Origin of the sequence: Pseudactinotalea sp. Z1732, from assembly GCF_049724975.1 — a bacterium.
Classification (GTDB): Bacteria; Actinomycetota; Actinomycetes; order Actinomycetales; family Beutenbergiaceae; genus CALKWS01.
On sequence record NZ_JBMPQC010000001.1, the window covers coordinates 809,205 to 820,220 of the forward strand.

The following is an 11,016-nucleotide window of genomic DNA, read 5'->3' on the forward strand; positions in this document are numbered from 1 at the left end:
AGGACGAGGAGTAGAACGATGGACCTGGCACGTATTCCGCGCCGGCGTTATACCGCCGGACACACCCCGATCGAGTTCCTGGCGAACCTGAGCAGGGAACTGGGTGGACCACGGATTCACATCAAGCGCGACGACCTCCTCGGGTTGACGGCCGGGGGAAACAAGACCCGCAAACTCGAGTTCCTCATGGCGGATGCGATCAACAGCGGAGCCGACACGATCGTCACCACCGGGGCCGTGCAGTCCAACCATTGCCGGCTGACGCTGTCTGCTGCTGTACGGGAAGGAATGTCCTGCTACCTGGTGCTGGAGGAGCGTGTCCCCGGTTCGTACCACGAGGAGGCGCTGGGCAACCACTTCCTGTTCCGGCTGCTCGGCGTGGACGGCACCGAGGTGGTGCCGGCAGGCACCGACCTGCAGGGGGCGATGGAGCAGATGGCCGAGGACCTGCGTGGCCGGGGCCGTCAGCCCTACATCATCCCCGGTGGCGGCTCGAATGATCTCGGGGCGCTGGGCTACGCCGCCTGCGCTGCTGAGATCCAGGCGCAGTCCTTCGACGCAGGCCCCTCCTTTGACCACATCGTGTGTGCCAGTGGATCCGGGGGCACCCACGCCGGGCTTCTCGCCGGCCAGCAGGCGCTGTCCTCGCGGATCCCGGTGACGGGCATCAGCGTCCGCGCGGACAAGGCCGGCCAGGAAGCAAAGATCCGGAATCTGGCGAACGCTGCGCTGGGCCGCCTGGGCCTCGACCCGGTGGTGACCGAGGAGGCCGTGCAGGTGGTGGATGACTACGTGGGGCCGGGCTACTCCCTTCCCACCGATGAGATGACCGCTGCCATTCAACTCTTCGCGCGCACCGAGGGGATTCTCCTCGACCCCGTGTACACCGGCAAGACCGCGGCAGGGCTGATCGGCCTGATCCACCAGGGGCGTTTCGCCTCTGACGAGGACGTGCTCTTCCTTCATACCGGTGGCGCTCCGGCGCTGTATGCCTACCCGGACGCGGCACTGAAGGACGTTGATGCCTGAGCGTCCCCTCCTGGGCATCCTGGGTGGCATGGGGCCGGCAGCCACGGCTGCCTTCTACACCCAGTTGGTTACGCGCACCCCGGCGACGCGCGATCAGGACCATCTGCGGGTGGTGATGTGGGCGGATCCGACCGTGCCGGACCGCACCGCTGCCCTGACCGGTGTGGGGCCGAGCGTGGTGCCCTGGTTGGAGCGGGGTGTACGCGCGCTGCAGGCCAGTGGGGCTGACGTGATCGTGTCCCCGTGCAATACCGCCCACGTGTGGTTGGGTCCGGTCGCCCGGGAGCAGGGGGTGGAACTGCTCAGCATCGTGGACGCGACCATCGAGCGGGCACTCGAAGTGGGTTGCAGCGATGCCGCGGTCGAGACAGGTCCGATCGAGGCTGGCCCGATCGAGGCTGGCCCGATCGGGGTCCTGGCGACCTCGGCCACCCTTGGCTCGGGCCTGTACCAGCAGGCCCTGGCAGAACGCGACCGGGCGGCGCTCCTGCCCGAACCGCCGGACCAGGAACGCCTGATCGAGGCGATCTACCAGGTGAAGGTCGGCACCACTGCGGCACTCGAGCGGGCCGCGGCAGCGCTCGCGGTGGTGTGCGACCAGTTGGTGGCGTCCGGGGCAACGACCATCATCTCCGCGTGCACGGAATTGTCGTTGGTGCTGCCCGGTGAGCGCGCGGTGCCGATCGTCGACTCCACCGCCGCCCTGGTGCAGGCGGTGCTGCTCAGGTTCTATCAGTCCGGGACGCCCGGGTCCGGGGCGTCCGGTCCCGGTACGCCCGGACCACCGAGTTGAGGTCGATGAGGGCTGCGAACCCCGCTCTCACCTCCGGCCTGACCGCACTCGCCCGCGCCTGGCCGGCCGCCCTGGCGGGGTTGGTGTCCGTGCTTGCCGGGATCGCGGTGCCGTTGCTCAGCCCGTTGATCATTGCACTGGTCCTTGGCGCGGTCCTGGCCAACACCGCGGCGATCCGAACGGCACTGATCGCCCAGTCGACGAAGGGCGCCAAGACGCTGCTGCGGTTGGGCGTGGTGCTGCTGGGCACCCGCCTCTCGGTCGACGCGATCATGCTGCTCGGGCTGCCTGGGCTCGCGGTCATCCTGATCACGGTGGTGATCGTGTTCATGACGACCGGAGTGATCGGGGACCGGTTGGGATTGGACCGAGGGCTGGTGACGCTCATCGCCAGCGGCTTCTCGATCTGTGGAGCCGCCGCAATCGCTGCGGTGGAGAGCGGGATCCGGCGCCGCGACGAGGATGTCGGTATCGCACTGGCGATGGTGACTCTCTTCGGCTCGGCGATGATCCTGGTTGTCCCGGCCGCTGGTGCCGGATTGGGCCTTCCGCCGGAGCTGATCGGCGTGTGGGCCGGGGCGAGTATCCACGAAGTCGCGCAAGTGGTGGCTGCCGCCTCACTGGTGGGCACCACGGCGGTGACGACGGCCACGGCGGTCAAACTCGGTCGGGTCGCGCTGCTGGCCTTTGCGGTCGGGGCAGCGCGGTGGCGCGATCGCCGCGGGCCCGGGGCCGCCGGGACTGGTTCAGGCGGAACCACGCCCTTGGTGCCGTGGTTCCTCGTCGGTTTCGTCATCGCCGCAGTTGTCGCTGGGCTGGGGGTGATCCCGGAGGGCGCGATACCGCTGGTGAATCACGCCGGTACGCTGCTCCTGGCGGCGGGGATGTTCGGCCTGGGCCTGGGGATCCAGTTCCGCAACTTGTTCCCGATGCCGTGGCATGTGGTGCTGTTGAGTGCCGTATCCACCGCGATTGCTGCGCTGGTTCCACTGGCGCTGGTGAGTTTGCTGTGGTGACCCGGATCCTTGGGGTGGCTCCTACCCCTCCTGCCGGTCCTGAACCCAGTCCCGCACCCCCACGCCGGCGGAAACGATGACGATGATCGCGATCGAGGCGAATGCGAGCAGGATCGCCGGCGTCCAGCCCCACACCGCCTTGGCGGCGAAGAAGATCGCGGTGTTCAACGCGATGCCCACGGCGGTGCCGATGCGTTGCCCGGTCTGCATCACACCCCCGGCCGAGCCGGCGTAGGACAGCGGCACCTCCCGCAGGGACAGCGTCTGGTTCGGGCTCACCACGTTGCCCTGACCGAACCCGATGAACGCCATGCTCAGCAGCAACCACCAGATGCTGATCCCGAGCCGCTCGTGCAGCACCAGCACCATCCCGCTGCCGGCCACGCCCACCAGGAGCATCCCGATCCCGAACAACACGATGATCCGGCCCACCCGCACCACGTACCGCCCGGCAATCGCCGCGGCGATGGCGGAGGTGATCGCCGAGGGCAGCCCCACCAGGCCTGCTTCCAGCGCGGAGTAGCCCTGGCCCAGTTGCAGGTACAGGGCCACCACCACCCACACGCTGGTCATCCCGGTGAAGTACAGCCCGATCAGCAGGGCACCGTTGGCGAAGGTGCGGATCCGGAACAGCGCCAGGTCCACCATCGGGGAACGTCCGCGGTCCTTGTACCGGCGTTCCCACCGCAGCCACAGGAAGACCAGCACGGCCGCCAGGCCGAGCAGCGACCAGATCCAGCCCCCGGCCCCGGCCTGCAGGAACGGCAGCATGATCGCCAGCGTGGCCCCGGTCAACAGGACCAGGCCCACCGGATCCAGGTCGGGGCGCTTGCCTTTCACGCTGTTGTCCAGGGCTTCGGGCAGGGCACGCCAGGCGGAGGAGGGGAGCCAGATGAAGGCGGTGATGACCCCGATCGCGGCGATCGGCACGTTGATCAGGAACGCCGCACGCCACCCCCAGTCCGGGCCCAGCAGCGCGATCAGGCCGCCGCCCAGTATCGGACCGATGGCCACCGAGACCCCCACGATGGAGCCGAACAACCCGAAGGCCCGTCCGCGTTGCTCACCCTGGAAGAACTGTTGCACCAGGCCCACGGTCTGGGGGTTGAGGAACCCGGAGCCGAAGCCCATGAACACCCGGGCGATGTTCAGCACCATCTCGTTGGGTGCCAGGCTGGCAGCCAACGAGGCCAGCCCGAACAGGACGAGTCCGGCGAGGAACAGCCGGGCCCGGCCGTACAGGTCCCCGGCGCGTCCGGCCGGAACCAGGAACACTCCGAAGGCGAGGGTGTAACCGGTCAGGACCCACTGCAAACCGGTGTTACTGGCGCCGATCGAGATCTGGATCGACGGCAGCACCACGTTGACGATGGAGACGCTCAGCAGCGACATGAACAGCGGCACCAGCACCACCGCCAGCAGTTGCCGCTGGTCCCTGCTCAATCGCGCGTCGGCGTTGCTGTCCTCGCCGCTGCCGCTCTCGCCCATTCACGCCCTTCCACGCGCCGCCAACCCCCTACTATGCACCGGTGGCTGGCGCAGGGCCCGACGACGGAGGCCTTGGCGAGCAGGCGCGTCCTACCTGCGCTCGGGTGCTTCAGCGGCGGTGGCCTTCACTGTTCCGCACCTTGCTTTGCGGTGGTGGCCCGCGGGGCGCACCGCAGCACCCGGGCGCTCGATCCTCCCGAACCGGTCCCGAAAAATACGCGGTGCTTGGACCGCGGCGTACTGAGAGAATGGTCAGTAGCCCCGAGTATTGAGGAGTGCACGGTATGTCGAACCCGCTCGACCACGGTACGAACCAGCACCCGGCCGCCGAGAACCCGCTGCACCTCGAGTCTCCCGCGCCCGCGGACGAGGTGGAGGTCCGCGAACCGGAGAAACTCGGTGGCATGATCCTCGTGGACGCCGAGGCCCAGCGCAAGCATGCCGAGACGGCCCGGGCCTTCCTCGAGGAGTTGCTCGCCGTTCCACTGCACAGCCCGGAGTTCCAAACCAAGTTGGCGCAGTTGACCCGCCTGGGCGAGGACACGATGAACCAGGCGGCCGACTCCTCCAACCGGATGCTCCAACGCCCCGCCGCGGCCCTGGCAGCCACCGGCGCCGACCCGGCATCGCGGACCGGGGCCACATTGGCGGAATTGCGTCAGATCGTCACCGAACTCGACCCCAACCGCCACGACCTCACCGGCACCAGGCGCTTCCTGAAGTTCCTGCCGAGCGGCAGCGGGATCCAGCGGTACTTCCAGAAGTACGAGTCCGCGCAGGACCAGCTCGACGCGATCACCAAGGCGCTCAAGGGCGGCCAGGACGAACTGCGGCTGGACAACGCGGCCATCCAGACGGAACGTGACGCGCTGTGGTCGAGCCTGGGACAGTTGGCGAACTACGCCGTTCTCGCCCGCCACCTCGGCGACGGGCTGGAGCAGCGGATCGCCGCCGCCCGCAACGAGGGGAAGGCTGACGACGCCACCACCTTGGAGGCGGACGCACTGTTCTACGTCCGCCAACGCCACCAGGACCTGATGACCCAGATGGCCGTGGCGGCCCAGGGCTACCTGGCACTGGATGTGGTGCGGAAGAACAACGTCGAACTCATCAAGGGCGTCGACCGCGCCCTGGACACCACCCTGGCCGCGTTGCGGGTAGCGGTGATCGTCTCCCAGGCCCTCGCCCAGCAGAAGATCGTGCTCGCCCAGATCGAGGCGCTGAACACGACCACCTCGGACATGATCCTCTCCACCTCGGAACTGCTCCGCAGCCAGGGCGCCGGCATTCAGCAGCAGGCATCCCAGGCCACCATCGACCCGGAGAAACTGCAGCAGGCCTTCGACAATGTGTTCCAGGCGTTGGACGAGATCGACAACTACAAGGCCGAGGCGGCCCGCTCGATGAAGCAAACAGTCGACGTGCTGGAGGGACAGGTGACCCGGGCCCGGCTCCAACTCGAGCGCAGCCACACCGCCGACGCCTCCACCCAAGAAATCGAGGGAGGCTGACCCATGTCACGCTGGACGCTGGGCAACGTCGTCAAGGTGGGCCTGGCCGTCGTCTTCCTGCCGTTGCTGGCCTACCTCGTGCTGGTCATCGGTGCGGTGAAGAAGCACCTCAGAGTGATTCTCGAGGGCTTGATCTACGCGGCCGGGTTCTCGGTCGGCGTCTTCTGGCTCGACATCGCCGGCATCGGCGGCCTGCTGGCGCTGGCATCGATGGGCGCTTCGGGGGTGCGCGCCTGGCACCTGCGGGATCTGTGGCTGCCTGCTCGCCGCCGGTGGTGGCACCGTTTCGTCCCGGAGGAGCGGCAGCCGCCCGTCGAGGTGAGTGACACACCGCCCCCGGAGGCCGCGCTCGAGGGTGCGGACGGCCGGGTCGCCGCCCTGGGATGGGCCGGTTCGTTCGCCGAGCACCACAGGCCCCGACTGCCCGCAGAGGCGTACGGCAGTTTCGTGCGGACGCGCCAGCTGTTGGAGGGCGTGGTCGAGGCGGAGCGACGCGAGCCGTCGGAGGATGCGCGTTTCGATTACGAACTTGACGCCATCGTCAGGAAGTACTTGCCCGGGGTGCTGCGTGGCTACCTGGCGATCCCACCGAACATGGTGGACGCCCGCCAGCCCAACGGGCGCACGCCCAAGGAGGAACTCACCGAGCAACTCCAACTCCTCTCCGGTCAGGCCCAGGCCCTGCACGCCAGTCGGCATAGCCGCACGACGGCGCAACTGACCACGACGGGCAACTTCCTGCGGGAGAAGTTCGGGCACCGTCAGGCCGACGCGTTCGACTTCGGCATCACCTGAGGTTCACCGGGCGCCGAGGGTGCCGGCCCGGCGCTGCCGCACCGCGCTCGACCGGTCTCGGTGCGTTTAGTTGGCGGAGGCGCTGGTGGGCTCGACCGTCGCTTGCTGCGGCTCCGGCTTGCGCACCAGGAACGAGGTGGCCACCGCGACCAGGGCCACTCCGGCGCCCCACAGGAACGCCTGGTGCACCCCGGCGGCCTGGGCCGCCACCGGCCCCAGCCCTGCGTCCAACTCGCTGGCGGTGCGCACGCTCATGATGGTGATGAACAGCGCGGTGCCTGCCGCTGCCGCCAGTTGCTGCAGGGTGTTCATGATGGCGCTGCCGTGGGAGTACAGGTGCTGCTGCAGCGACCCCAGGGCCGAGGTCATCAGCGGAGTCATCAGGAATCCCAGGCCCAGAGACAACAACATATGCGCACCCACCACGTGCCAGGTGGCACTGTCCGCGCTGAGCAGGGTCATCACCCCGAGCGCCCCGGCCAACATCACCGAGCCTGGGATCACCAGCGGACGGGGGCCGATCCTGTCGAACAGCCGGCCCACGAACGGTGCGATCAGACCCATCGTCAACCCGCCGGGGAAGAGCATCAGGCCGGTCTCCAGGGTGGTCAGGCCCATCACGTTCTGCAGATAGATCGGCAGCAGGATGAGGGTGCCGAACAGGGCCCCCATGGAGATCAGCATCATCCCGAGGCCCACCGAGAACGTGCGCGAGGTGAACGGGCGCAGGTCCAACAGCGCCGAGTCGGTACGTTGCAGCACCAGTTGCCGCCACACGAACGCCACCAGGGTGAGGGTCCCGATCACGAGTGGCAGCGCGGGGGGAATGGCGGCGTTGCCCTCGGTGGACTCCCCGATGCTGGACAGCCCGTAGATCAGGCTGCCGAAGGTGATCGCCGAGAGCACGATCGAGAGCACGTCGAACGGGGTGGACTTGGGGGTCGTGATGTTCTTGACCAAGGCGGCACCCAGCGCCAGGGCCACGAGCGCAATGGGCAGCACGGTCAGGAACATCCAACGCCACGTCAGATTGACCAGGATGAACCCGGAGAACGTCGGGCCGATGGCCGGAGCCACGGAGATCACGATCGAGATCAGCCCCATGGTGCGTCCGCGCCGGGACACGGGGACGAACGTCAGCACGGTGGTCAGCAGCAGCGGGAGCATCACGGCGGTACCCGTGGCCTGGACCACTCGGGCGGCCACCAGTACCGGGAAGACCGGGGCGACGGCGGCCATCAGCGTGCCCGCGGTGAACATCGACATCGCGCCGATGAACACCGAGCGGGTGGAGAACCGGGTCAGGATCAGTCCCGTGGTGGGGATCACCACGGCCATGGTGAGCATGAAGGCCGTGGTCAGCCACTGCGCGGTGGCGGCGGTGACAGCGAACTGCACCATCAGCCGTGGGATCGCTACGGACATGATCGTCTCGTTCAGGATCATCACGAAGGCCGCCACCAGGAGTACCCCGATGACGAGTTTCACCTGAGGAGAGATCGTCTCCTCCGCGCTGGGTCCCGGCGCTGCAGCCTCGGCTGTACCGGTCGCTCCGGATCTGGCGTCAGCGACGTCGGGTTTCGGACTCTGCTGTTCGACGCTCATGGGGGCAACTCCTGGCACGGTGATGATCTGGGTGAATCGGGCCACGCTGCCCCGGCGTACGAGCCGTCCCCTCAGGGGCGTCTGGCGTACCGCCTCGCAGTCTAGGTCCGGCGGGCCGAGGGAGGGCCAGTCAATTTCCGACTGCGACGGCGCGATCGCATAGCCGGATTAGGACGTGTCTGCTATTTCTTGGCCCGGTAGGTCGTGAGGATTATTGCCAGAGTGATGCCCCCGAGGTAGGTGACGGCGTACTTGTCGTATCGGGTGGCAATGCCCCGTCACTATTTGAGGCGGTAATCGCCTCCGCATCCTTGGGATGCAGGCCCTTTTCCTGCTGCACCGCGGCCAGGATCCGGGTGTAGGTGCTGTCTTGTGACCGCCGTTTGTGCCGTTCCTACACGCTCTGGAACGGCCCGAACTTTACTGGCAGATCCCGCCAGGGCGCACCGGTGCGAAACCGCCAGATGATCGCTCACCGGCGCGGTCCGTCGCTGGCTAATAGCGAGGCTTGCCGGGGAGGACGTCAAGTTTCCAGTCGGTGGTGACGGCGCGGAAGGCTTCGCCGTCGACGTTGAGGTCCTCGATCGTCTTGGGGTCGTTCATACCGGGCATGAGGCCGTCATCGGCTCTGCGGTCCCACCACGCCCAGCAGGTGCCGTAGCCGGTCTTGGAGGTGAACTGGATGCCGAGCGGGAGGGAGCCATCGAAGAGGACCTGACTGCGCACGTGTTGGGAGAGGAGCGTAGTGACGGCGCGGTTCTCGCCCGTGGTGCCGCTGAGGGTGAGTAGGGGAACACCGGCCTGTCGGAGCGGTTCAGCGAGGTCCAGTCCGAGGCGGTTGAGTGTGGCCTTGTGGTCGATCTGGACCCACCAGCCCCTCGCTGGCATCGCGACGCGATGGAGGCAGCGGTTCATCTGCCACTCAACACTGACAGCCCAGGGTTGTTCTCGGCCGTTGGCAGTTGCCTGGTCGCGGATATTGGCTATGTATTCGTTCACGCTCATCCCGATGGCGTCCGCGTCGGCCTGCAGCGCAACTCGGGCGCCCCGAAAGTCTTGGAGCACCTCGGCGAACGCGGTACGGGCCCGATCAGCGAAGTAGACCGTGCGCCCGATGGTGTCGAAACGGCCACGCCGGTCGGGAACGTCCGCAGGCAGTGGACCGACGTGTTCGTTGACGCCTACGGCGAGGATGCCACCGGAGCGGGTGTAGCGCTCCTGGGCCACGCGCCAGCCGTCCTGTCCACGCGCCGGTACGAGGTAGAGGCCGGTGCGTGGACAGATCCGAGAGCGTGTAGCGGTGCTCACGCAGCCGGTGAGCCGTCGATGAAAGCCAGGGCGGCGCCGATGACCTCGGCGCTGTTGAGGTCACGCACTGCGGAGAGGGGGGTTGACTCCCCGAGGCGCGGGTTGGCGCCCACCAGCCACGCGAGGGCGATGTCGCGCCCTTCTGCCTCGGCCATAAGATGCCAGACGCGGTAGCCAAGCCGGAGTTGCTTGACCGTCTTGATGCGCGGTTCGGGGCCATCGGGACGGGCCCACCTGCTGGGCTGGCCACGATCCTTTGTGCCAGTCATCGCCTGGACGACGGTGGTGCCAACGTTCTCATTGAGGATTCGCACCAGGTCGTGGATGTCGAGCCTGGTGGCGTCGGCATGCGTGGCAACAACATCGGATCTCATGGCTAAACTCTACACCGCGAGCCACGAAAAAACCATCACAAATCTGCCTAACGCTCTGGTGAGCGGATACCGCTCTTGGCCTGTGTGGGCCGCGCGGCCGGCGGTGGAGTGGTGGGGCCTTTAGGGCGTGTCTGCCAAAGATTCGCGGTGTGAGTGAACCATGGTGGGAGTCATGGTTCGTGATGGTGAGATCAGTGATGAATTGTGGGAGATCCTGGCCACGGTGATGCCCCAGGATGCCGGCCGCAGGGGCCGGCCGTGGAACGATCACCGCCTGATGTTGGAAGGGATCATCTGGCGGTTTCGTGCCGGTTCGCCGTGGCGGGATCTGCCGGCATGCTTCGGGCCGTTCCAGTCGGTGTGGCAACGCCACCGGCTCTGGTCGGTCGATGGCACCTATGAGCGGATGCTGGCCGCCGTCGGTGCCCACACCGGGCTGGATGCCGAGCAGGTCGCCCAAGTCTTGTCCATCGATGCCACCAGTGTGCGGGCCCATCAGCACGCCGCTGGCGCCCGCCGGGACTCGGTTGCCGAGGAGGGTGGATCACACACAGGGGGCAGATTCGAACCACAAGAATTCTCGCCTCGTGCCCGGGGAGCCGCCTGATCACGCCCTGGGACGCTCCCGCGGTGGGCTGACCACCAAGATCCACGCCCTGGCCGATGCCAGCTGCACCCCGGTGCTGGCCATGCTCAGCGCCGGACAGGCCGGAGACAACCCGATGCTGGCCCCGCTGATTGAGGCCCTGGGCCAGGCTGGCGGGCAGATGAATGGGCATCTGCTGGCCGACAAGGCCTACTCCCACCCCAGCACCCGGGAGTTTCTGCGAGGCAAACGGATCAAGCACATCATCCCCGAGCGCTCCGACCAGATCACCCGCCGCAAGACCAAGGGCACCAAGGGCGGACGGCCCCCAGGATTCGACGCCGAACTCTACGGCCTGCGCAACACCATCGAGAGAGCCTTCAACCGGCTCAAACAGTGGCGAGCACTGGCCACCAGATACGACAAGTACGCCGTGACCTACCTCGGCGGCGTGCTACTCGGGATGACCATCCTGACCTACCGAGCCAAGCATTAGCAGACACGCCCTAGT

The 11,016-nt window shown here is 67.4% G+C and carries 9 protein-coding genes and 1 pseudogene; 6 read left to right on the forward strand and 4 right to left on the reverse strand.

Annotation, left to right across the window (positions count from 1 at the left end; all coding sequences use genetic code 11):
• Window positions 1-18 precede the first annotated feature (18 nt).
• From ACPL7H_RS03790 to ACPL7H_RS03800, 3 genes are read left to right on the forward strand one after another with little or no spacing between them, the layout of a single operon-like run.
• Window positions 19-1,029, forward strand: coding sequence for a D-cysteine desulfhydrase (locus ACPL7H_RS03790; RefSeq protein ID WP_424795764.1), 1,011 nt, complete (start codon window positions 19-21; stop codon window positions 1,027-1,029).
• Window positions 1,022-1,822 carry an aspartate/glutamate racemase family protein gene (locus tag ACPL7H_RS03795; protein ID WP_424795765.1) on the forward strand — a complete coding sequence of 267 codons (801 nt, stop codon included), beginning with the start codon at window positions 1,022-1,024 and terminating at the stop codon, window positions 1,820-1,822. Before ACPL7H_RS03790 ends, ACPL7H_RS03795 begins: the two co-directional genes overlap by 8 nt.
• Window positions 1,823-1,827: 5 nt before the next feature.
• Window positions 1,828-2,838: a YeiH family protein gene (locus tag ACPL7H_RS03800; protein WP_424795766.1), complete on the forward strand. Its 1,011-nt coding sequence runs from the start codon at window positions 1,828-1,830 to the stop codon at window positions 2,836-2,838.
• Window positions 2,839-2,859: 21 nt separating this feature from the next.
• Here ACPL7H_RS03800 and ACPL7H_RS03805 read toward each other — a convergent pair whose 3' ends face one another.
• Window positions 2,860-4,326: an MFS transporter gene (locus ACPL7H_RS03805; RefSeq protein WP_424795767.1), complete on the reverse strand. Its 1,467-nt coding sequence runs from the start codon at window positions 4,324-4,326 to the stop codon at window positions 2,860-2,862.
• A 284-nt stretch (window positions 4,327-4,610) separates the two neighbouring features.
• On the opposite strand from ACPL7H_RS03805, the gene ACPL7H_RS03810 reads away from it, so the two are divergent.
• Both ACPL7H_RS03810 and ACPL7H_RS03815 read left to right on the forward strand, forming a co-directional pair.
• The gene (locus ACPL7H_RS03810; RefSeq protein ID WP_424795768.1) at window positions 4,611-5,837 is read left to right on the forward strand and encodes a toxic anion resistance protein; all 1,227 of its coding nucleotides are present in this window, start codon (window positions 4,611-4,613) and stop codon (window positions 5,835-5,837) included.
• A 3-nt stretch (window positions 5,838-5,840) separates the two neighbouring features.
• Complete coding sequence (locus ACPL7H_RS03815) at window positions 5,841-6,632, forward strand: hypothetical protein (RefSeq protein ID WP_424795769.1); 792 nt, start codon at window positions 5,841-5,843, stop codon at window positions 6,630-6,632.
• A 66-nt stretch (window positions 6,633-6,698) separates the two neighbouring features.
• Here the strand turns inward: ACPL7H_RS03815 and ACPL7H_RS03820 are convergent, their stop codons facing one another.
• The 3 genes from ACPL7H_RS03820 to ACPL7H_RS03830 form a co-directional block, all read right to left on the reverse strand.
• Window positions 6,699-8,237, reverse strand: a complete 1,539-nt coding sequence (locus ACPL7H_RS03820; protein ID WP_424787034.1) for an MDR family MFS transporter — start codon at window positions 8,235-8,237, stop codon at window positions 6,699-6,701.
• Window positions 8,238-8,732: 495 nt separating this feature from the next.
• Window positions 8,733-9,464 (reverse strand): hypothetical protein, encoded by a 732-nt coding sequence (locus ACPL7H_RS03825; protein ID WP_424795770.1) that lies wholly within the window; start codon window positions 9,462-9,464, stop codon window positions 8,733-8,735.
• Between the two features lie 77 nt (window positions 9,465-9,541).
• A complete protein-coding gene (locus ACPL7H_RS03830) occupies window positions 9,542-9,919 on the reverse strand; it encodes a hypothetical protein (RefSeq protein ID WP_424795771.1) in 378 nt (125 codons plus the stop codon).
• A gap of 172 nt (window positions 9,920-10,091) precedes the next feature.
• Here ACPL7H_RS03830 and ACPL7H_RS03835 point away from each other — a divergent pair.
• Window positions 10,092-11,001 (forward strand): annotated as a pseudogene (locus ACPL7H_RS03835) (IS5 family transposase).
• The last annotated feature ends 15 nt before the right edge of the window (window positions 11,002-11,016 follow it).

Excerpts from the sequence above, each read along its gene's own strand:
- ACPL7H_RS03815 (WP_424795769.1), top strand. The coding sequence starts at position 5,841 with ATGTCACGCTGGACGCTGGGCAACGTCGTCAAGGTGGGCCTGGCCGTC.
- ACPL7H_RS03810 (WP_424795768.1), top strand. The coding sequence starts at position 4,611 with ATGTCGAACCCGCTCGACCACGGTACGAACCAGCACCCGGCCGCCGAG.
- ACPL7H_RS03790 (WP_424795764.1), top strand. The coding sequence starts at position 19 with ATGGACCTGGCACGTATTCCGCGCCGGCGTTATACCGCCGGACACACC.
- ACPL7H_RS03795 (WP_424795765.1), top strand. The coding sequence starts at position 1,022 with ATGCCTGAGCGTCCCCTCCTGGGCATCCTGGGTGGCATGGGGCCGGCA.
- ACPL7H_RS03800 (WP_424795766.1), top strand. The coding sequence starts at position 1,828 with ATGAGGGCTGCGAACCCCGCTCTCACCTCCGGCCTGACCGCACTCGCC.
- ACPL7H_RS03830 (WP_424795771.1), bottom strand. The coding sequence starts at position 9,919 with ATGAGATCCGATGTTGTTGCCACGCATGCCGACGCCACCAGGCTCGAC.
- ACPL7H_RS03805 (WP_424795767.1), bottom strand. The coding sequence starts at position 4,326 with ATGGGCGAGAGCGGCAGCGGCGAGGACAGCAACGCCGACGCGCGATTG.
- ACPL7H_RS03820 (WP_424787034.1), bottom strand. The coding sequence starts at position 8,237 with ATGAGCGTCGAACAGCAGAGTCCGAAACCCGACGTCGCTGACGCCAGA.